Here is a 21,658-nt window from a genome sequence, read left to right as displayed (position 1 = left end):
TACAGCTTTGAAAACCGATAATTAATCCCGGCAGTCAATCTTTGAACAGAGGTTACAAACCCGCTATATTCCGCAATGGACGATTTATTTTCCACAAACTCCTATAGCTAGCTAAAAAATTTCTAATTTCGTTGGCGAATGGAAAATTTTATAGTATCGGCCCGTAAGTACCGCCCGGCAACGTTTGAGACCGTTGTTGGACAGCACCACATTACAGGTACTTTAAAAAATGCCATCAAAAATAACCAGCTCGCACAGGCATTTTTATTTTGCGGGCCTCGTGGTGTTGGTAAAACTACCTGCGCACGTATACTTTCCAAAACAATCAACTGTACTAACCTTACAGCAGAACAGGAAGCATGTGGCAAATGTGACTCATGTATCTCGTTCCAAACAGGCCATTCATTCAACTTTCATGAACTTGATGCCGCCTCAAATAATTCAGTAGATGATATCCGCAGCTTAATTGAACAGGTGCGTATACCGCCACAGGCAGGAAAATATAAGATCTACATCATAGATGAGGTACACATGCTCTCAGCAAATGCCTTCAATGCATTTCTAAAAACGCTTGAAGAGCCTCCTTCCTATGCCATATTTATATTGGCTACTACTGAAAAACACAAGATCCTGCCTACTATTTTATCCAGATGTCAGATTTTCGATTTCAACCGAATTCAGGTAGATGACATTGCCAACCACCTTAACAAGATCGCGCAGCGCGAAAACATTGCAGTAGAAGCCGATGGATTGCACATTATTGCACAGAAGGCTGATGGCGGCCTTAGAGATGCACTCTCTATGTTCGATCAGATTGTAAGTTATACCAACAAAAACCTGACTTATAAATCTGTGATCGACAATCTCAACATCCTCGATTACGACTATTATTTCAAATTGATACAACATCTTACTTTTATAGACGTAAGCAATACGCTGCTTTTATTTGATGAAATATTAAATAATGGATTTGATGGTAACCATTTCATAAATGGCCTGGCAAGTCACCTTCGCAATTTGCTGGTAGCAAAAGACCCACAGACCATGAAGCTATTGGAGGTCAGTGAAAACATCCGGCAAAAATATATAAGTCAAAGTCAGCAGACACCGGTTTCATTTATACTAACCGCACTCAATCTCGCCAATCAATGCGACCTGAATTACAAAAACAGCAAAAATCAGCGGTTACAAGTAGAGTTGGCATTGATCAAAATGTGTCATATCCCATCTGTTCTGCAATTATCCCAACAGCCTGATAATACTACAACTGACCAAGAGCAGATTAAAAAAAAAACTAGTGTAAGTTCCGAAGGAACTGCGAATACCCAGCAACCCGGAGCTATTCCGATAGAAAAGCCCCTAATAAACGAAACAAAACCAGAACCAAAAGCACCTGAGACATCAACAGGTGATTTTACCAGGAATATCCCCCTTACGCCACCATCTGGCAGCACTGCACCAACAGGAAAAATTGCTATTAAGCAAATCACCGTTCCAAATGTTGGATTCATGATACCCTCTTTAACCGATCTTGAACGTAAAGCCAGTGGCCAGGATGACAACGAACCCAAATTCATTACTGGTGATGCGAAAGAAGCTTTTACTGCTGAAAAATTTTTATCGCTTTGGAAACAATATGCCGAAAAAGCTAAAGAGGATGGAAAAATAAATGTGTATACGATACTGACAGCCTCTGAGCCTATACTGGAGACACCCGAACTGATCATTGTCCACGTAGAACATAAGATTCAAGAGCAGCAGCTCCAGGAAGAATTAATTGACCTGCTTAATTTCTTACGACCTAGCCTTCGAAACTTTAATATAACTATCAAAGCCAAACAAGTGGCCCGGACCATCGTAAACCGTCTATATACCAATACCGAAAAGTATCAATATCTCATAGAAAAGAACCCAAAGCTGGAAGAAATGCGCAAAAGGTTCAACCTCGAGGTTAACTCCTGACCGGTTTATCCGGCTGGTCATTAACTGGGTAGCCTTCCTCATCCAGATCTGTTCTTTCGTCTTCCGGCGTACGTGCCAATAGCTCATCTTCAGGGTCAACGGCTACAATTTCACCATTGTCAATGTGCATCCCTACAGCGTCCAGTCCTCCTTCTATCTTGTTTTCCCTCTTTGTATATTCATCGCCGATATAAGGATTGGCCTCATCATAGTCAGAATTAAAGTCAGCTCCATTATCAGAAGGTGTTTCATATGGAAATGGATGATCATAATCTTTATCAGGACCCTTCACATCTACCTCAAAAGTATTTTTATCCTCATCAAAAGAAAGGTTATTAAAATCTATGGTCTCTCCCAGATCAGAGTTATGCAGTTTATCAGTTGCCACTTTGTTTGTTGCAGGCTTGTTGTCGTTTGTGCTCATAACCGTTACATTTTATAGCAGTATAACAGTATCAAATCAGCATTTGTTTGAGTTAAAAAAGGCCTGAAAGCCAAAAAACCCAAATGCAATAGCAAATGGGCTTTTCAATCGTTTAAACTGACCTCTATAAACTTGCCAGTGCAGTATTAAATGTCCCGCTTGGGCGCATAGCATCAAAGGCAAGGTCATCATTAGGATGATAATATCCGCCGATATCTTGTGGTTTACCCTGGGCTCCAATAAGCTCTCCTACTATTTTCGTTTCGCCTTCTGCCAAAGCTTTAGCAAGGGGTATAAATCTAGCCTGAAGCTCTGTGTCCTTTGTTTGCGCAGCAAGGCCTTCTGCCCAGTATAGGGCCAGGTAAAAGTGAGAACCTCTGTTATCTATCTGTCCCACCTTACGTGCAGGTGATTTATCATTTGCCAGGAATTTCTCAGTTGCGGCATCCAATGTTTCCGCCAGCACCAATGCCTTTGCATTATGTTGTGTTTGACCAAGGTGCTCCAAAGATACCGCAAGAGCCAAAAACTCACCAAGGGAATCCCAGCGCAGGTAACCTTCTTCAAGGAATTGTTCTATATGTTTTGGTGCTGAACCTCCAGCGCCAGTTTCAAACAGTCCTCCACCATTCATCAGCGGTACAATAGACAACATCTTTGCTGATGTTCCAAGTTCCAGAATCGGGAACAGATCAGTCAGATAATCACGCAATACGTTTCCGGTTACGGATATCGTGTCCTCGCCTTTGCGAATTCTTTCCAAAGTAAACTTAGTCGCCTCAATCGGTGCCAGGATACGGATATCCAAGCCTGCAGTATCATGATCCTTCAAGTATTTTTGCACCTTTGCAATGATCTCTCTGTCATGCGCCCTGTTTTCGTCCAGCCAGAAAACTGCTGGCGTTGCAGATAGACGAGCCCTGTTTACAGCCAACTTAACCCAGTCCTGAATTGGTGCATCTTTAGTCTGACACATGCGAAAAATATCTCCATTTTCTACTGTCTGTTTGAAATAAACTTTACCTGAAGCATCTGTTACGCGGATTGTTCCGCTTGCAGTAGCCTGAAAAGTTTTATCATGAGAACCATACTCTTCTGCTTTTTGTGCCATCAACCCAACATTGGGTACAGAGCCCATAGTGGTCACGTTAAATGCTCCATTTGCTTTACAATCATCGATAGTGGCAGTGTAAACACCTGCGTAGCAACGATCAGGAATAATGGCAATCGTATCCTGTTGTTTGTTATCTTTATTCCACATCTGGCCCGATGTACGGATCATAGCCGGCATTGAAGCATCTACGATCACATCAGATGGCACATGCAGATTGGTAATACCTTTGTCCGAATTAACCATGGCCAGCGCAGGCCCATTGGCAATTGCCGCTTCGATAGCCGCTTTAACTTCTGCTTCTTTTTCATTACCCGCAATCTTAGCATATACATCGCCAAGCCCATTTCTTGTGTCGACATTTAGCGAAGCAAACAGGTCTGCATATTTTGTAAACACCTCTGCAAAGTAAACCTCCACAATGGCACCAAAAATAATGGGATCAGAAACCTTCATCATTGTGGCCTTCAAATGCGCCGATAGCAATACTCCTGCCGCTTTCGCTTCTTCAATCGCCATTGCCACAAAAGATTTTAATGCAGAAAGGCTTAGAACAGAACTATCGATTATCTCTCCAGCTTTCAATGGCGACAAACCTTTTAGTTCGGATACAACCCCATCAGCAGCTACAAACTCTATTTTAAACTGAGCAGCATCCACTACCGTAACGGACTGCTCTGAACCATAAAAATCACCTTCAGTCATAGTGGCAACCTTTGTTTTTGAATCTGCTGACCATGCACCCATAGAATGAGGATTGGCCTTTGCGTAATTTTTTACTGCTTTAGGTGCCCTGCGGTCTGAGTTGCCTTCACGCAAAACTGGGTTAACAGCAGAACCTAACACCTTAGCATACTTGGCTTTAATCGCCTTTTCTTCATCAGTCTGCGCATTATCCGGATAGTCCGGAATCGCAAATCCCTGAGTCTGCAACTCAGCAATCGCTCCAGCTAACTGCGGGATCGAAGCAGAGATATTAGGTAGTTTAATAATATTTGCCGCTGGTGTAGTTGCCAGTTGGCCTAATTCTGTCAAAGCATCTCCAATTTTTTGGTCTCCCTTTAAAAATTCAGGGAAGTTTGCCAAAATCCTTCCGGCTAATGAAATATCCCTTGTTTCTACATCAATACCTGCCGAAGCTGTAAACGCTTGTACAATCGGTAATAATGAATAGGTAGCCAACATTGGCGCTTCATCTGTTTTAGTATAGATAATCTTTGATGTGTTTGACATATTTTTATAAATACGATTATATGAATGAAAAAAATAAAAGCAGCTGGTTTATGATAAACTTGCTTTTGGTTAAAATCGCCTAAAGATAGGATAAACAGATGAATTTAATAAATTATATCCGCCTACTTAGTTTAGCATATTTGTTTTTTTAACATTCATCAGGCAAATTTTAACATTACATTAACAACACTACATCATTAAAATCCCGATCCTTGTCAGATAAAACCAAATATTTATAAAACGGTCAGTACCGCTCTCCAATCTATGCAAAAAATTACCGCTTCCCTCCTGCTAATATTCTTAGCTGTTGGCTCATACGCTCAAAATAAGGTTTCTATTAAGGGCATCCTTGCTGATTCTGCCAGCAAAGCACCATTGGAATACGCTACAGTAGCTGTAGTAAACGCAAAGGACACTACGCTCATATCCTATACGCTGACAGATAAAACCGGAGGCTTTAAGCTAAGTGGCATTCCGTCAGACAGGGCTACAAAACTCATCATCTCTTATATAGGCTACAATACCATCCGGAAAATCCTTGACTTGAAAGCAGGTGAGACAAAGGATTTTGGACAGGTACTCATCTCAGGAAAAAGCCTGGACGAAGTGGTCATACACGGCGAAAGATCACCAGTAGTTATAAAAAAAGATACAATTGAATTTAACACCGAGGCTTTCAAAACAAGGCCAAATGCAGTGGTAGAAGAATTACTAAGGAAACTTCCCGGCGTGCAGGTCAACAATGATGGCTCCATTGAGGTAAATGGAAAAGCGATCAGCAAATTATTGATTGACGGAAAGCAATTCTTTGGGTCAGATCCTAAAGTGGCCACTAAGAACCTCGATGCAGATATGATTGATAAAATCCAGGTGTATGACGACCGTGAAAATGACCCCGATCATAAGATCAGCTCAACTAAGGTCAACAAGATCATCAACCTCAAACTCAAGAGTAAAATCAAAAAGAGCACACTCGCAAAGATCAATGGAGGTGGCGGTACCAGGGACAGGTATGAAGCAGGCGGGATTATCAGCAACTTCAGGGATACCCTGCAGGTCAGCCTGATTGCTCTTGGCAACAACCTAAATAAAACAGGGTTTACTGCAGATGAGCTTTACAACATGGGTGGTTTCGGCCGGTCTGGAGGAAGTCAGATCTGGGACGGCACGTTTGGTGGCAGGGGATGGGGAGGCCTGGAAGAAGTAAAATCTGCCGGTTTCAATATCAATAACGATTACGGCCAAAAATTAAAGATGAACCTCATGTATTTCTATACAAACAATGTCACCAGAAGCACCGGAAATTCATTTGAAGAACAAACTTTGCCAGAAACCAAGTTGACCTCTTTATCTAATTACCAGGGTATATACGACAATAAAAAACATGCAATAAATGGCTTGGTGGAGTGGAATCCAGATACCCTGACGAGGTTCAGATATGAACCTAAATTTGATTATAATCTTGATCAAAACACCTTAAACAGTGTAAACAGTTCATTCAATTCCCAAACTCCGAAGCTCAATGACAATACGAGTGACAATACAGACAATGGAACAGGGCGCAACTTCAGTCACCGTTTTGATTACTACCGCAGGCTCAAGCATTATGGTGAAAGCATGAATTTCAACCATAGTATTACACTAAACAAAGCACTAGCCGATAATTATCAGTACAGCAACCTTACCTCCTATATCAGCGCTATTAATTCTGAGATACAGGACCGCTATGCAGACAAAGACATTAGAGAAAGTTCGGCAAATCTGGGCCTTAATTACACCAGACCGCTCAACAAGAAACTCACTGCTGAAGTCAACACGAATACCAGCTATTCCGACAACTCCAATCAATTATTCACCTACGAGAAAAGTCTGCAATCTGGCACCTACAGCGTCCTGCTCCCCAATCAAAGTTCATCGCTTACCAGGTATACATTTATACAAAGCCTGGGGCCACAGTTCAGTTACAAGTTTAGCGACAAGTTTACCCTAAGGGCAGGCATAAACGCAGAGCTGCAGCATGTAAGAAATAAATTCAGCAATGACGTGGCCGATATTTACGGCAAATACCTCAATTTCTTCCCCTCCCTGAAAATCGACGGCGATAGCTATGGCATCGGCTACAGTCAAAGCATTGAACTCCCTCAGATCGATCAGATGCAGCCCATTGTCAGAGAATATGGCCAGCTCTATAAATCCATAGGCAATCCCGATCTGAAACCAGGCCGCCGCCACAATGTGGAAGCCAACATTTATAAATATAACCACAGCAAGCAGTTCAATATCAATGCATATACTGGGATAACGATCTCTGACAACAATATTGTCCAGAAAACTACCATCGATGCCAATGGTGTCACCACTTCTACCAGTGTCAACAGAAATGGTGGCCTGCGCACCTATTTTTCAGGCAATATCGGCAAGCAGTTTAAAAAATCACAGAACTGGCAAGTCGGATTAAATGCATCTCTGTATGGAAATTTTGAACACAGCGCCTTTTTCCTCAATGCAGACGAAGGCACCCGGAATACCTACTATGTAACTTTGGGCCAGGGCGTCAATTTCAACTACAATGAGTTGATCAGCATCAACACCAAGTACAACCTTAACAACACCATCACTACCTACCAGGAGGTTGATTACAAATCTGTCAACACTTACACCCATACGCTAAGTGCCGACGTAAGCTTAAAGTGGCCTAAAAGTATCATTCTTGACGGCCGTTATGCTTATAGCTACAATCCCCAAATCTCAAATGGGTTTCAAAAGACAGCCAATATCCTGAACCTGGCAGTCTCTGTGCTAATGCTAAAAAAAGACAGAGGCCAGTTGAAGCTTTCAGTCTATGATCTATTTGACCAAAATATCTCCGTATACAGGTATGCCAACAATAATTCTGTAAACATTTCAGAAGGAGAGATCTTAAAGCGCTATTTCTTACTCAATTTTCAGTATAAGTTGAACATCTACAAAAGTAAATAGCATGATACACGCATAAAATCTGGCTCTTTAACTTTAGCTTTGGGTTAACATGAAGAAGATTTTCACGGCCTGCCTGTTATTGACGGCCCTTACAAGTAAAGCACAAACTGTGCAGGATACCATAAAGAAACTAAATGAAGTCATCATCAAGCCTTATTTTGCCCAGCAGCCATTAATCAGGGCAACTGGAACCGTCGGTCTGGTTGACAAAGCAATCCTTGACAAACAACCCGGCAATTCATTTGTTGCCGTCGCAAATACAATACCGGGTATCCGTATGGAAGAACGGTCGCCAGGTAGTTATCGCTTGTCGATCAGGGGAAGTTTGCTCAGGTCACCTTTTGGCATCCGGAATGTTAAGATCTACTATGGTGATTTTCCACTCACGGATGCAAGTGGCAATAGCTACCTCAATGCCGTCGATGTTTCGGCAGTATCGCAGCTGCAGGTACTGAAAGGCCCGCAGGGTAGTATATATGGCGCTAATTCTGCAGGGGTAGTATTGCTACAACCCGAAGGCAGCCTGCCCGAAAGTAACCTGATCAAACTAAATCTTGAAGGAGGTTCATTTGGCGCGTTTCGCGAAAACCTGAGCTTAAATAAGCAGTCAGATAAATATTCCTTTAATATCACCCAGGCCTTTCAGAGAAGCGACGGTTACCGTGATCATAGCGGTATGAAGAGAAAATTCTTTCAGACAGCTCATCAATGGAATTACCTGCCCAACGCAAGCTTAAAAGCGCTGGCTTTCTACTCCGATCTTCACTATAATACTCCCGGAGGTTTAAACGAAGCACAATATGCCGCAAACCCACGCTTATCCAGACCAGCTGCAGGTGCTGCAAAAAGTGCTATCGAGCAAAAGGCAGGCATCTACAGCAAGACGCTATTTGGAGGCCTTTCAAATAACTGGCAGATCAGCGAGCACTTCAAACATGTAATCTCTGTTTATTCTTCTTACACAGATTTCAAAAATCCCTTTATTAGCAATTACGAAACGAGGAAAGAGTTTACCATTGGTGTGCGCTCTTATCTGGAATATGGCAAATCCACCGGACAGGCAAATTGGAAGTTAAACATTGGTCTGGAAAGCATGAAGACCACTACCGATTTTGACAATTATGACAACAACCGGGGCGTACCCGGGGCCTTGCAGGCATCAGACAACCTGGCTGCCAATTCCAACTTTGCTTACGCACAGTTAAGCGTCGATGTTGCAGAAAAATTACTAGTCGAACTATCAACAAGTGCCAACTATTACAAATACAATTATAAAACCTTTGATCCGCAGCTAATGCCAAGAGCTGCAATTTCTTATTTAGCTACTGAGCAGCTTTCCCTAAGGGCATCTGTAAGCAAAGGCTATTCACCACCAACCCTATTAGAGGTAAGGTCGTCAGACAATGTGATCAATAAAGACCTGCAGCCTGAACTGGGCTGGAACTATGAAACCGGCCTGCACTACCAGACTTTAAACAACAAACTAAATATAGACCTGACTGCATTTTACTACAACCTTAAAAACGCAATAGTAAGGCGTGCTAATGACAATGGCACTGAATATTTTGTCAATTCCGGAGGTACCAAACAACCCGGACTGGAGGCAGCATTTTCTTACAATATCATAGAGACAAATAACAGCTGTTTGATCAGGCGGCTCCAACTTAAATCTGCCTATACTGTGAGCCGTTTTACATTCGACCACTACATCGATCTGACCAATGACCATACAGGAAATGAGCTCACAGGTGTCCCAAAGAATACGGTGATCAGTAGTGCCGATATCCAACTGCCAGCCAGGTTTTACCTTTTCATCCAACACAATTACACTTCAAGCATTCCGCTCAATGATGCCAATACCGTGTATGCAAAGAAATACCATCTGGCACAAGCTAAAATCGGATGGCAAAACCTGAAGATCGGAAATATCCCTGTGGAAATCTATGCCGGTGCAGACAACCTGCTCAACCAAAAGTACAGCCTTGGCAATGACCTCAACGCATTTGGAGGCAGGTACTACAATACCGCTGCGTCACGAAATTTTTATGCAGGCCTGGCAATTAAATTCAGCAAATAAAAACCTTATATTAGTCCTCACAACCAAATTAATTACAACACAATGTTCAAAACTGCTTATATATCCCTCATCGCCATCGTATTGGTGCTATTTTCCAGCAATTCCGTTTCTGCAAAAAAGAAACGCATCCTTGTATTTTCCAAAACCGCAGGCTTCTATCATTCATCCATTAAAGTAGGAATAGCAGCCGTTCAGAAACTTGGACTAGAGAACAAGCTTGAGGTAGACACCACTAAAGATGCGGGCAAATTTACTACTGAAAACCTACAGCAATATGCTGCAGTTGTATTTTTAAATACCACAGGAGATGTATTCAATGAAGCCCAGCAAAGTGCTTTTGAACAATACATCAAAAAAGGTGGCGGTTTTGTAGGCGTTCATGCTGCTACAGATACAGAATATGAATGGCCATGGTATGGCAAACTGGTAGGGGCTTATTTTATCAGCCATCCTGAGCAACAGATGGCTGCATTAAACGTCGTCAACCAAAACACCATTGCTACCAAGCACCTTCCTAAGGTATGGAACAGAAAAGATGAATGGTACAACTTTAAAAACATCAATCCGGATTTAAAAGTCCTGATCACCATAGACGAAACTACCTACAAAGGCGGCAAAAACGGCGAGCCACATCCAATGGCCTGGTACCATGATTTTGACGGCGGACGTGCTTTTTATACCGAACTTGGCCACGTAGAAGAATCTTACGAAGATCCCCTTTATCTCAACCATCTGCTTGGCGGCATTCAATATGCCATAGGCGATAGTAAAATGGAGAAAAAGTAGGCGCCACAGCAGCGTCTTATGAGGGAAAACAGCATATCAGCCAAAAGGTTGAAAGCCATTTTTGGAGGTTCTATAGGCAACCTGGTCGAATGGTATGATTGGTATGCCTATTCCGCATTCGCCATATATTTTTCAGCATCTTTTTTTCCCAAGGGAAATCCTACAGTACAACTGCTAAACACAGCAGGGATATTTGCATTGGGCTTCCTCATGCGGCCTTTGGGCGGTTACATTTTCGGTCGCATTGCAGACCGCGTAGGGCGCAAACAGTCTATGACACTTTCTGTGCTCCTGATGTCTTTTGGCTCCCTGCTCATTGCTATAATCCCTACCTACCAAAGCATTGGCATTATAGCTCCGATTGCATTATTAACAGCAAGACTGCTGCAGGGACTAAGTGTTGGCGGTGAATATGGGGTCTCTGCTACCTACCTCAGCGAGATGGCTTCTAAAAACAGGCGTGGTTTTTATTCCAGTTTTCAGTATGTCACTTTAATTGGAGGACAACTGCTGGCACTAGGCATACAACTGATCTTACAGCGGGTATTACTTTCAGAGGCCCAGTTAATGGAATGGGGCTGGCGTATCCCTTTTATTTTTGGGGCCATGCTAGCTATTGTAGCGCTTTACTTAAGGAAAAACCTTCATGAGACAAAGGCTTTTGAAAACCAACGGGAACATACTTCCGAGAGAAAAGGCACCTTAAAAGCCTTATTAAAGCACCCAAAGGCATTAATCACAGTGATTGGGCTGACCCTGGGAGGTACACTTGCTTTTTACACTTACACTACCTATATGCAAAAGTTTCTGGTCAATACTGTGCATATGAGTAAGGAGCAATCTACCCTTATGTCTTTTTTTACTTTACTTATTTTTGCCTGTATGCAGCCCCTATTTGGCGCTTTGTCTGACAAGATTGGCCGCCGTCCGCTCCTGATCGGCTTTGGTGTTCTCGGCACAATCTGCACAGTGCCCTTGCTCAGCAGGTTAAGTCATACTACTTCCCAGTGGGAAGCATTTTTTCTTTTAATGGCCGCATTGATAATCGTAAGCGGCTATACAAGTATCAATGCTGTTGTTAAGGCCGAACTATTTCCAGCCTCAGTAAGGGCTCTTGGCGTTGGCCTGCCTTATGCCCTGACCGTTGCTATCTTTGGCGGTACCGCAGAGTATATTGCCCTCTGGCTCAAAAGCGCGCATCACGAAGCCTACTATTACTGGTACATTACTATTTGCATTTTCCTATCGCTGATGGTGTACATCTTTATGAAGGATACCAGGGACCATTCCAAACTGAACGAAGACGGTTAAACCCTGCGCCATTCAGTTCGATTAGTTCAGTTTATTTGCGATCAATTTGTTCGATCTGATTGCTGCATAATCAGCTACCTTGCTGCTGGTTCTCAGGCTTACAAAACTATCAAGTTTTACATTTTTCATGTTGCTGGCTATTAATGTATGCTGATGAGTTGAGCCGCTCATTTTCAATGTTGCATCATCGCTTACTACAGTATATAAGCTGCCAGACATGGCACTTAATTTTGCTTTAGCGGCTTGGCTCAAAAATACCTGAAGATATTTCACGTCAAAGTTATTGCTCGTTACCACTGTTGCGCTTCCCGCAGCCTCTATTCTCTGAAGATCTTTGATCGAAACATTGATGGTTACCTGGCCGCTTTCAACAGAGTTGATGTAAAGTGTATTCCCTTTTCTCTGGATAAAAGTGGTTTCAGTATTGAAATTCTCACCTGCGATAATCCCTTCTTTTTCATTTTGTGTCAATACCACCTTTACGTTCCCACTCGCCCAGATCCTGTTAACCCCGTTTACCGATGTTTGTGGTATTGCTGCGCTTACGCTGATCTCCCTGTTATTCCCGTTTCCTGCTGCGAATGTTGTCATTGCTGAGCTGGTCAATACGATACCTGTGAATACTGTGGCGAATAATGTTTTAGTTAAAGTTTTCATAATAATATTTTTTTGAGTTTTAAATTTCTTTGTTGTTTGTAAGTAAGACGCCATCCGGGCTAAAACGTTGCACGCCATATCGCCGTATTATACCAGCATCAAGTAACTCACGACAAACACCCAAAAGTTTTCGACGAACAAGATGTAATATTTCAGTCTGATTGTCTATTTGGTATCCGTTCGCTTTGCGTTTGTTATTGACAGGGCCTTGGATAAGCGTTCGGTAGGGGTTGGATAGGGATTGGTATAGCCTATGGCCTATCCAACCTCTACTGAATGCCCTCCGAATACTCAGCCAAACCTAACCACATACCGAACGGATACAGAGAACACAACGCCTGTAACGTAATTGTTGCAGATTAAACCTATGCAATCGTTTACAGTCTTATCATCAACACAAACCAAATGAATACCCTGATGACGGTAAACCTCTCTCCTGGCGGCAGGAAAATAATCTTATTGCTACTCATTTTGCTTGGCATAATTAAAGTTAACGCCCAAAACAACCCCTCAAAACCTGTAGAACCCCCATTGCCTTTACGAGAAATAAGCGGAATCGTAAAAGACAGTACAGATCTCGGTGTGATCGGGGCTACCGTAAGCCTGACCTCTGACAAAGACACGCTGAAAATAGCAACCAACAACGACGGAATCTTTATATTTAAAAATGTAAAATCAGCTACCTATACCATCGTAGTTCAAAGCATTGGATATGTGAAAACACCAGCGATGCTCTTTAAACAGAATGACCGCATACCGAGAATTGTGATGGATCCGATAGTCCTTAAAGAAGAGAAAAATACGTTAAATACCGTAGTCATTAACGGCGAACCATCAATCACTTATAAAACGGATACGATAGAGTACAGGGCCAGTGATTATGTGGTAAGGGAAAATTCAACGGTAGATGAATTGCTGAAAAAGATGGAAGGAATGGAGGTGGGGGCAGACGGCTCTCTTATACACAATGGTGAAGCCGTATTAAGGGCCAAGTTAAATGGAAAAGAATACCTGGGCGGTGATCTGGCAAATGCGATAAAAAACCTTCCTGCCGAAATCGTGGACAAGATCCAGATTGTGGATGATTATGGCGACGAAGCGGCGCGTACAGGTGTCAAGGAAGGGGATCCGCAAAAGATATTGAACATCACTACGAGATTGGATAAATCAGTAGGCAACATAGTGCGGTTAAATACTGCCGGAGGAAATAACAAGCGGTATGACGCAGGTATTTTTGGGACAAGGATCAACGGTAATCAGCAGATTGGCGTCAGAACGGGTTATAGAAATACGGTAAACGGTGTTGCAGGTGGTGGTGGAGGCGGCGGGGCTGGCGGTACAACAACCGATGGAAATGGATCTTTCAGCATCCGCGATAAAATAGGAAAGAAAATTGAAATCAATGTCAATTATGGGTTTAATGAAAATGATGTCAATTCTTTGAACAACAGTTTTACAAGATCATTTACCAACTTCAGAGATCCGGTAACACAAAAGGATACACTGATCGCTACAAACAGCACCAGGGGCAATACCAGCGACAACAATTCAAAAAATCACAACTTTAAGGCGGAAATAGATTTCGAACTGGACAGCAACAATTTCTTTAATTTTTCTCCATCAATCAATTACAGCTCTTCACTCAATTTAAGGTCCGATTCATCTTACCAGACTGGTTTCAGGCATCAAAACCAGATCAGTTCAAATATAAGTACCACCACCAGACCTCAGTTGGGTGCTGCCATTAGTTATACACATAGGTTTACCAATAAAAGAAGAAGGTTGTCTTTACATGCCAATTTAAACAGCAATAGCAACGATGCCGAACAGCAACGGGAAGCCAATATTATTTATTTTCTGAATGAGGAAGAAACGGAGCGAAGAGACTCTCTTGTGAACAGGATTATCGCACGTAAAAACCTTCAAAATAGTTATCGTGGTAGTTTGACCTTTGTTGAGCCACTGTCACTAAACACCCAGCTGGAACTGAATACCCAGATAAATTACAATGGCTACAGCAATGATGCCACCACCAGGAATGTGATGCCAACGGGCTATTCACAGGTGATCGATTCGCTAAGTAATATCTTTGATTATTCCTTTACCCAGGCGCGTGTTTCACTAAATTTCCGATATGGAATTGAGAACACTGCTAAATTTAGATTTTCCGCCGGACTAACGGGGATTCCATCCTTGCTGTCCGGAACAAAAGTAAGTCTGGGTACCACTACAGAACGTAAGAGCTTCAACCTGATCCCGATAGCAAGAATGGAATATTTGTGGTCGCGGCAGCATAAGATTTCCCTTAATTATTCCGGTTCGGCAAATGAGCCTTCGTTTGATCAGATACAACCTGTAAAAGATGTTACCAACCCACAAAACCCCAGAATTGGCAACCCTGACCTTAAAGCATCATTTACACATACTATCCGGTCTGAGTATAATAACTACCTGGCAAACATGAAAATGAACTATTCTGTAAATATGAATGCTTCTTTTTCGCAGAACAGCGTGGTTAACAATACGCTTGATGTGCTGGACCCGAACGTAGTAGTAGGGCCAAACCAAAAAGCAGTCTACATTTCCGAAACAAGATTTATCAATGTGGACGGTTCTTATAATTTAGGCAGCAATTATTCCATCAGCAAGCAGTTCAACAACCGCAAATACAATTTGTCTTTCAGTGGTTCTGCCAATTATAACCACCGCATTTCCATGAGTAACGGTGAGCAAAATGTAAATACTGTCAGGAGTTTTGTGGAACGCTTCGGGCCGAGGATTAATCCTACCGACTGGTTTGAGATTAATCCTTATGCTTCACATAACTATACCAAATCTGAAAACACCTTACTCAAAAATCAAAACGAGATAAGTACACTGGCATTTAATGTGGATGGGAAAATCTACTTTTTAGAAAGCTGGCAGTTTGGCTATAGTGCCAGTAAAAATTATGTAAGCGGAATTAAACCCAATCTGACCAGCAATCCTTTTGTAGTAAACGCTTATTTAGAAAAGGAGCTGTTTCACCGCAGGGGCAGGGTTTCACTTCATGCTTTTGATCTCCTTAACCAGAATAATTTTGTAAGCCGTGATTACAATGACAATGGCGGATATACAGATACCAGGTCCAATGCGCTAAGTCAGTATTTTATGGTTCGTCTGAGCATGCGCCTCCAAAAATGGACAGGAGCTAAAGGGCGTAATGGTCAGCCGATCAGAAGAAGAGGAGATGGTAGTTTTATGTAATGTGGTGTTAAAAGTAAACCAAACATTAGGGTAGGAAAGTAAATATTTATTAAATTTGGCAACTAATCCATTTTCATGATTAAATTGTTTGTGGTGGGCTACCCACTAGATATCCAGGAAACAGAAATGATCGAGCTGTTTAGCACACATGGTATGATCCACAGTATTCATCTTTTGACAGACAAAGATACCGGCAAGCACAAAGGTTATGGCTTTGTTGAAATGGTAGATCAGGCAGGTGCCGAGAGAGCCATCTCTGCGCTAAACAACATGGTGATCAAGGGCAGGAAGATCACAGTTAAACTGGCCGATGAAAGCAGGGTTCAAAAGCCACGTGCTTTTAAAACAAATCGTTTTCAGTCTGAACAAAACCTGCAAAACGATGCCGGGAACAACAGCTTTAACAACAAACGACCAAGAAAACTGGTTACTGATAACTGGAAGACCGGCAAATAGTTGTATTAAAGTTGCGTTAAGGTGTTGCTTCAAAAAATTGGCAGGACTATTGTTTATAGAATAACAAAAAACCATGAAGAAGCGATTCCTACTACTGACAACTTTTGCACTGCTTGCACTGGCCTGTAACAGCGAAAAAAAAGAAGAACAACGCGATGACAGCACTTCCATCACTGCTACTGACACTACACTGGTACCGAGTGTACCCGTTGAAGAAAAAGTAACGGAATGTTACAGCTATATTAAAAACAGGGATACTGCAACGTTAAAGATCAATACAGAAAATGAAGAACTGACCGGCAACCTGGCTTACAAATTGTTTGAAAAGGATAGCAATAAGGGTACTATTGCCGGAGAGATGAAGGGTGATACCATAATTGCAGAATACATTTTTAATTCGGAAGGCAGAAGCTCGATACGGGAAATTGTATTGCTTAGAAAAGACGGCAAACTCTATGAGGGATACGGAGATGTGGAAGAGAGAAAAGGGAAAATGGTATTCAAAGACAGAAGCAAACTCAAATTTGGGGATGCCATCGTGTTTTCTAAAACAGATTGTCAATAATTAAAAATCTTCAAAGCGTTCCCAAAATCCATCGACCGGTAACCTAGCAAAAATATTAACAGGTTCCTTTTTGACTGGATGGATGAACTGTAGTCGGCGTGCATGGAGGCAGATACTTCCTTTGCGGCTGCCTCTTGGGTAGCCATATTTATTATCGCCCACAATGGGACATCCCAAGGTAGATAACTGCACCCTGATCTGGTGTGAACGCCCGGTAAGGGGATCTACCTCTATCAAATAATAGCCGCCCAGTTCACCAATGAGCCTATAGCTGAGTTCTGAGCGCTGACTACCGGCTACTTCGGTATTGTAGGGGGTCACCACATTTTTCTGCGGGTTCTTTACCAGCCAGTGCACCAATGTTCCGGAAGGTTTGGCTGGCTTTTGGCGCACTACCGCCCAGTAGGTCTTTTTTACCTCACGGTTTTTGAATACCGCATTCATTCTTTCAAGGGCTTTACTGGTCTTGGCAAACAGGATTACACCGCTTACAGGCCTATCCAGCCGGTGTACTACACCCAAAAAAGCACTGTTTGGTTTATTGTATTTTGCCGCAAGGTATTTCTTTACCTGCTCATCAAGCGGCTCATCGCCGGTTTCATCGATCTGAACGATATCTCCGGCACGCTTCATTACCGCAATGAGGTGATTGTCTTCGTAAAGTATATCTTTGTCACTTACCGCCATTAATATTGTTCCTTTTCGTTAGGAAAATCTTTTGCTTTCACATCCTTAATATAAGACTGCGCCGCTCCTAAGATGCCATCGTACAAATTTACATACTGGCGCAGGAAACGCGGCCTGAAGCCTTTGGTAAGTCCGATCATGTCGTTCACAACAAGTACCTGTCCGTCACAGTCTGGTCCAGCTCCGATACCAATGGTAGGGATATTGAGGCTTTCAGAAACTTCTTTGGCCAGTCTGGCAGGAATTTTTTCAAGCACAATACCAAAACACCCAGCCTCTTGCAGAGCCAGTGCATCAGTTTTTAATTTTTCGGCTTCTTCCTCTCCCTTGGCCCTTACGGTATAGGTGCCAAATTTATAGATAGACTGTGGGGTAAGCCCCAAATGTCCCATCACCGGAATACCGGCAGTGATGATGCGTGAGATAGATTCAGCAACTTCAGTTCCCCCCTCCAGCTTTACCCCATGGGCGCCGGATTCTTTCATGATACGGATAGCAGAATTTAAGGCTTCTTTAGAATTGCCCTGGTAACTCCCGAAAGGCAGGTCGACTACCACAAATGCCCGTCTCGCACCCCGTACCACACCCTGGGCATGGTAGATCATCTGATCCAGCGTGATAGGTAATGTAGTTTCATGTCCGGCCATTACATTAGAGGCTGAGTCACCAACCAGCAAAACATCAAGTCCAGCATCATCAAGTATGGTAGCCATGGAGTAATCGTACGCGGTTAACATTGCTATCTTCTCTCCCCGATGCTTCATTTCCTGAAGGATATGTGTGGTTATCCGTTTAACTTCTTTATTGACTGACATGTTTCTATCGTTTGGTATGGCAAAATTAGTTTTTACATTCGATATATGAGGAGATTTATTGTTTTTGTGACATTCAATATTTCTTAAAAAATATCTTGAATAAAATGCAGCAAAGCCCTATCTTTGTACTCCGAAATGAAGGAGTTATTTAACAGCACATTTGTTAACTACAAAATCGACCTAAGAGTCGCATGTCAGCATTCATTTTTTATTCCAATAATTCTTAATCATAAAAATGACTAATTACATCAAGTTACCTGCAATCTTGTTACTGGCTGACGGCACCGTTTACTATGGTAAGGCAGCTGGGAAAATCGGCACTACAACCGGAGAAATCTGTTTCAATACCGGAATGACAGGGTACCAGGAAATTTTTACTGACCCTTCTTATTTCGGTCAGATCATGGTGACTACCAATGCGCACATTGGAAATTATGGAATCCACAAAGAAGAGATTGAATCTGACAGCATAAAAATCGCAGGTTTGGTCTGTAAGAATTACAACATCGGTTTTAGCCGCAAAGAGGCTTCGGAATCTATACAGGATTACTTTCAAAATGAAAATATTGTAGGTATATCTGATATTGATACCCGTTCTTTGGTAAGGCATATCAGAAACAAAGGTGCTATGAACGGTATCATTTCATCGGAGATCACGGATCTGGATGAACTGAAAGCAAAACTTGCTGAAGTACCTTCTATGGATGGACTGGAACTATCCTCTCAGGTTTCTACCAAAGAGCCTTATTTCTATGGCTCACCCGATGCTACCTATAAGATCGCAGCATTGGACCTGGGTATTAAGAAAAATATCCTGCGCAATTTTGAGAACAGGGATATTTATGTTCAGGTTTTCCCTGCTAAAACTACTTTTGAAGAAATGGATGCCTGGGGTGCTGATGGTTATTTCATCTCTAATGGTCCCGGCGATCCTGCCGCAATGCCATATGCAATTGAAACCGTTAAAAAAGTATTGGCAGCTGATAAACCACTATTCGGAATTTGCCTGGGCCACCAATTGCTTGCTGAAGCAAATGGCATAGGTACTATGAAAATGTTTAACGGACACAGGGGACTAAACCACCCGGTTAAAAATATCATTAAAAATCACTGTGAGGTGACCTCTCAAAATCATGGTTTTGGAGTAATACCTGATGAGGTGAGAAAGTCTGACAAAGTAGAGATTACCCACATCAACCTGAATGATCAGTCGATAGAGGGTATCCGCGTGAAAGGCAAAAAGGCATTCTCGGTGCAGTATCACCCTGAATCTTCTCCGGGCCCGCACGACTCCCGTTACCTTTTTGATGATTTCATCACCATGATAAAAGGAGAACTGGCCTGGTAACGATCAGTTTACCCATTTAATACCATCATCTTACCGACATTTTAAGAAGGTTTAGTACAATAGCTTTTTCTATTCATCTAAACCTTCTTACATTTATAACATGGATAGAACCAATGCCATTATCAGTGTAAAAAACCTGGTAAAAAAATACGATGACTTTACTGCAGTACAGGGCCTCAGCTTTGATGTTTATGAAAACGAGATATTCGGCCTTCTGGGGCCAAACGGAGCCGGCAAAACCACTACTTTAGAGATCATCGAAACCCTTCGCTTAAAAACTTCAGGAGAAGTGATTGTTGACGGTTATTCGGTCGACAAAGATGCAGGAAGGATCAAGCAGATCATCGGCGTACAGCTACAGGCCGCAGGTTATTATCCAAATCTGAACCTTGTAGAGCTGATGGAATTGTTCTCGGGCTTATATGGCGTAAGCATCAAACCAATGGAAATGCTGGAAAAGGTAAACCTGCAGGATAAGGCGAAAGCCAAATACAAAGCTTTGTCTGGTGGACAGAAACAGCGCTTTTCTATCGCTACTACGCTGATCAATTCGCCAAAGATCGTTTTTCTGGATGAGCCTACTACCGGACTGGACCCTCAGGCGCGCCGCAACCTTTGGGACCTGATCACAGAGATCAGGAACAATGGCACTACTGTAGTGATCACTACACATTACATGGATGAGGCCGAGCAACTGTGCGACCGGGTAGCTTTTGTAGAGCGCGGGACGATCATAGCACTGGATTCACCCGACAATCTGATCGACAAACTGGTGAGTACTGGATTTGAGCGTAAAAAAGAAGTTAAGAAAGCCAATCTGGAAGATGTATTCATCAACCTGACCGGCAAAGAATGGCGCGAGGACAATTAATGAGAACATGAGCAAACCATATAACAACACCAAAGCTACCCTGGCACTTGCAAAGGCGAGCTTCCGATCAATCATGCGCAGCCCCTCGGCTGTTGTTTTTACCCTTGCATTTCCATTGATCTTTATCCTGGTGTTTGGCTTTTTGGGAGGTGGTGGAGTGAAGGTTGACCTGGCGATTGCACCTGGCTCTGACCTGCAAAACCCGATTATTAAGTCATTGGAGAAAAACAATGTGATCCATCTGGTAAAGGGAAAGGGTGAAGCAGAAATTCATAAAGAACTTGAAAAAGGACACATCGCCGCAGTAATAGATGTGCAGAAAAATAAGGCAGGCAGACCTGCTTATGTTGCTAATATAAAATACACCTCCGCTTCAATAGATAAGGGTAACATTCTTAAATCAGTGCTTAGCAACCTGTATTACAGCCTAAATGCGAAAGACATGCAACCATCTGTAGCGCAGCTAAATGAAAGCACTGTTACGGGAAGAATATACCGCACAATAGACTTTATACTACCCGGACAGCTTGGCTTTTCTCTATTAAGCACAGGGGTATTCGGGACGGCGTTTGTGTTTTTTAGCCTGAGGCAAAACCTGGTAATCAAACGGTTCTTTGCGACTCCGGTACGCAGGTCAAGCATTGTATTTGGTGAAGGAATTGCAAGGATCGGCTTTGCCTTACTTGGTGCTGTGTTTATCATCGTGATAGGCCATTACTTCTTTCATTTCACGCTGGTGCACGGCATTGTGACAGTAATAAATATGCTATTGCTCTCTGTAATAGGTCTAATCGTATTTATGGGCTTTGGCTTTGTAGTATCGGGCGTAGCCAAAAGCGAAAGTACCATCCCCCCTATTTCAAATATTATTACTTTACCTCAGTTTTTACTATCGGGAACTTTTTTTTCTATAGATGCTTTTCCGGAATGGTTGCAGCCGATCAGTCGAGCATTGCCCTTGACTTATTTGAACGATGCGATGAGAAAGGTAGCATTTGAAGGGGCAGGATTGTGGGATGTAAAATATCAGATCCTGATTATGGTAATCTGGGGAATCGGCATCTATGCTGTAGCGGTTAAAGTGTTCAAATGGGAATAATCCAAAAAGACAGATTAAATGGTTATGATCT

Annotated in this window: 16 protein-coding genes; 11 read left to right on the top strand and 5 right to left on the bottom strand. The window is 42.5% G+C overall.

The features are described from left to right. The first annotated feature begins 138 nt into the window (after window positions 1–138). A complete protein-coding gene (locus EZ437_RS07255; RefSeq protein WP_131594644.1) occupies window positions 139–1,962 on the top strand; it encodes a DNA polymerase III subunit gamma/tau in 1,824 nt (607 codons plus the stop codon). Here EZ437_RS07255 and EZ437_RS07250 read toward each other — a convergent pair. Both EZ437_RS07250 and EZ437_RS07245 read right to left on the bottom strand, forming a co-directional pair. Then, complete coding sequence (locus tag EZ437_RS07250; protein ID WP_131594642.1) at window positions 1,952–2,386, bottom strand: hypothetical protein; 435 nt, start codon at window positions 2,384–2,386, stop codon at window positions 1,952–1,954. The two genes, EZ437_RS07255 and EZ437_RS07250, sit on opposite strands and share 11 nt — an antisense overlap. Window positions 2,387–2,510: 124 nt before the next feature. After that, complete coding sequence (locus tag EZ437_RS07245) at window positions 2,511–4,730, bottom strand: NADP-dependent isocitrate dehydrogenase (protein WP_131594640.1); 2,220 nt, start codon at window positions 4,728–4,730, stop codon at window positions 2,511–2,513. A 264-nt stretch (window positions 4,731–4,994) separates the two neighbouring features. Here EZ437_RS07245 and EZ437_RS07240 point away from each other — a divergent pair, with 264 nt between their 5' ends. The 4 genes from EZ437_RS07240 to EZ437_RS07225 are packed head-to-tail and all read left to right on the top strand — an operon-like array spanning window position 4,995 to window position 11,883. Continuing rightward, a complete protein-coding gene (locus tag EZ437_RS07240) occupies window positions 4,995–7,709 on the top strand; it encodes an outer membrane beta-barrel protein (protein WP_131594638.1) in 2,715 nt (904 codons plus the stop codon). A 49-nt stretch (window positions 7,710–7,758) separates the two neighbouring features. Then, the gene (locus tag EZ437_RS07235) at window positions 7,759–9,786 is read left to right on the top strand and encodes a TonB-dependent receptor (protein ID WP_131594636.1); all 2,028 of its coding nucleotides are present in this window, start codon (window positions 7,759–7,761) and stop codon (window positions 9,784–9,786) included. 42 nt (window positions 9,787–9,828) lie between these two features. Further along, on the top strand, window positions 9,829–10,572 hold the full coding sequence (locus EZ437_RS07230) for a ThuA domain-containing protein (protein ID WP_131594634.1): 744 nt from the start codon (window positions 9,829–9,831) through the stop codon (window positions 10,570–10,572). 18 nt (window positions 10,573–10,590) lie between these two features. Beyond that, entirely contained in the window at window positions 10,591–11,883 is a 1,293-nt protein-coding gene (locus EZ437_RS07225; protein WP_131594633.1) for an MFS transporter, read from the top strand. Window positions 11,884–11,904: 21 nt separating this feature from the next. On the opposite strand, the gene EZ437_RS07220 is transcribed toward EZ437_RS07225, so the two are convergent. Beyond that, window positions 11,905–12,540, bottom strand: a complete 636-nt coding sequence (locus EZ437_RS07220; RefSeq protein ID WP_131594631.1) for a GIN domain-containing protein — start codon at window positions 12,538–12,540, stop codon at window positions 11,905–11,907. Between the two features lie 405 nt (window positions 12,541–12,945). Between EZ437_RS07220 and EZ437_RS07215 the strand changes: the two genes are divergently transcribed. From EZ437_RS07215 to EZ437_RS07205, 3 genes are all read left to right on the top strand, one after another. Then, a complete protein-coding gene (locus EZ437_RS07215; protein WP_225869517.1) occupies window positions 12,946–15,786 on the top strand; it encodes a TonB-dependent receptor in 2,841 nt (946 codons plus the stop codon). A 75-nt stretch (window positions 15,787–15,861) separates the two neighbouring features. After that, entirely contained in the window at window positions 15,862–16,242 is a 381-nt protein-coding gene (locus EZ437_RS07210) for an RNA recognition motif domain-containing protein (protein ID WP_131594630.1), read from the top strand. A 73-nt stretch (window positions 16,243–16,315) separates the two neighbouring features. Then, window positions 16,316–16,807 (top strand): hypothetical protein, encoded by a 492-nt coding sequence (locus tag EZ437_RS07205; RefSeq protein ID WP_225869516.1) that lies wholly within the window; start codon window positions 16,316–16,318, stop codon window positions 16,805–16,807. Here EZ437_RS07205 and EZ437_RS07200 read toward each other — a convergent pair whose 3' ends face one another. Both EZ437_RS07200 and panB read right to left on the bottom strand, forming a co-directional pair. Continuing rightward, on the bottom strand, window positions 16,808–17,494 hold the full coding sequence (locus tag EZ437_RS07200; RefSeq protein ID WP_131594628.1) for an RluA family pseudouridine synthase: 687 nt from the start codon (window positions 17,492–17,494) through the stop codon (window positions 16,808–16,810). It lies immediately after the preceding gene. After that, complete coding sequence (panB, locus tag EZ437_RS07195) at window positions 17,494–18,309, bottom strand: 3-methyl-2-oxobutanoate hydroxymethyltransferase (RefSeq protein ID WP_131594627.1); 816 nt, start codon at window positions 18,307–18,309, stop codon at window positions 17,494–17,496. The genes EZ437_RS07200 and panB overlap by 1 nt, the downstream gene beginning before the upstream one ends. A 235-nt stretch (window positions 18,310–18,544) precedes the next feature. Here panB and carA point away from each other — a divergent pair, with 235 nt between their 5' ends. The 3 genes from carA (at window position 18,545) to EZ437_RS07180 (ending at window position 21,627) form a co-directional block, all read left to right on the top strand. Next, a complete protein-coding gene (gene carA, locus EZ437_RS07190) occupies window positions 18,545–19,657 on the top strand; it encodes a glutamine-hydrolyzing carbamoyl-phosphate synthase small subunit (protein WP_131594625.1) in 1,113 nt (370 codons plus the stop codon). 100 nt (window positions 19,658–19,757) lie between these two features. Then, window positions 19,758–20,528, top strand: a complete 771-nt coding sequence (locus EZ437_RS07185) for an ABC transporter ATP-binding protein (RefSeq protein ID WP_131594623.1) — start codon at window positions 19,758–19,760, stop codon at window positions 20,526–20,528. 7 nt (window positions 20,529–20,535) lie between these two features. Then, on the top strand, window positions 20,536–21,627 hold the full coding sequence (locus EZ437_RS07180; RefSeq protein WP_131594622.1) for an ABC transporter permease: 1,092 nt from the start codon (window positions 20,536–20,538) through the stop codon (window positions 21,625–21,627). Window positions 21,628–21,658: the final 31 nt, after the last annotated feature.

Source organism: Pedobacter psychroterrae (assembly GCF_004331695.1).
Taxonomy (GTDB): domain Bacteria; phylum Bacteroidota; class Bacteroidia; order Sphingobacteriales; family Sphingobacteriaceae; genus Pedobacter; species Pedobacter psychroterrae.
Note: the sequence above shows the minus strand (reverse complement) of the source record. Positions and strands in the feature narration are given on the sequence as shown.

What these genes read in the sequence shown, in the direction of transcription:
- EZ437_RS07200 (WP_131594628.1), bottom strand. Translation starts at nt 17,494, where the DNA reads ATGGCGGTAAGTGACAAAGATATACTTTACGAAGACAATCACCTCATT.
- panB (WP_131594627.1), bottom strand. Translation starts at nt 18,309, where the DNA reads ATGTCAGTCAATAAAGAAGTTAAACGGATAACCACACATATCCTTCAG.
- EZ437_RS07210 (WP_131594630.1), top strand. Translation starts at nt 15,862, where the DNA reads ATGATTAAATTGTTTGTGGTGGGCTACCCACTAGATATCCAGGAAACA.
- EZ437_RS07250 (WP_131594642.1), bottom strand. Translation starts at nt 2,386, where the DNA reads ATGAGCACAAACGACAACAAGCCTGCAACAAACAAAGTGGCAACTGAT.
- EZ437_RS07180 (WP_131594622.1), top strand. Translation starts at nt 20,536, where the DNA reads ATGAGCAAACCATATAACAACACCAAAGCTACCCTGGCACTTGCAAAG.
- EZ437_RS07240 (WP_131594638.1), top strand. Translation starts at nt 4,995, where the DNA reads ATGCAAAAAATTACCGCTTCCCTCCTGCTAATATTCTTAGCTGTTGGC.
- EZ437_RS07225 (WP_131594633.1), top strand. Translation starts at nt 10,591, where the DNA reads ATGAGGGAAAACAGCATATCAGCCAAAAGGTTGAAAGCCATTTTTGGA.
- EZ437_RS07245 (WP_131594640.1), bottom strand. Translation starts at nt 4,730, where the DNA reads ATGTCAAACACATCAAAGATTATCTATACTAAAACAGATGAAGCGCCA.
- EZ437_RS07205 (WP_225869516.1), top strand. Translation starts at nt 16,316, where the DNA reads ATGAAGAAGCGATTCCTACTACTGACAACTTTTGCACTGCTTGCACTG.
- EZ437_RS07220 (WP_131594631.1), bottom strand. Translation starts at nt 12,540, where the DNA reads ATGAAAACTTTAACTAAAACATTATTCGCCACAGTATTCACAGGTATC.
- carA (WP_131594625.1), top strand. Translation starts at nt 18,545, where the DNA reads ATGACTAATTACATCAAGTTACCTGCAATCTTGTTACTGGCTGACGGC.
- EZ437_RS07185 (WP_131594623.1), top strand. Translation starts at nt 19,758, where the DNA reads ATGGATAGAACCAATGCCATTATCAGTGTAAAAAACCTGGTAAAAAAA.
- EZ437_RS07235 (WP_131594636.1), top strand. Translation starts at nt 7,759, where the DNA reads ATGAAGAAGATTTTCACGGCCTGCCTGTTATTGACGGCCCTTACAAGT.
- EZ437_RS07230 (WP_131594634.1), top strand. Translation starts at nt 9,829, where the DNA reads ATGTTCAAAACTGCTTATATATCCCTCATCGCCATCGTATTGGTGCTA.
- EZ437_RS07255 (WP_131594644.1), top strand. Translation starts at nt 139, where the DNA reads ATGGAAAATTTTATAGTATCGGCCCGTAAGTACCGCCCGGCAACGTTT.
- EZ437_RS07215 (WP_225869517.1), top strand. Translation starts at nt 12,946, where the DNA reads ATGAATACCCTGATGACGGTAAACCTCTCTCCTGGCGGCAGGAAAATA.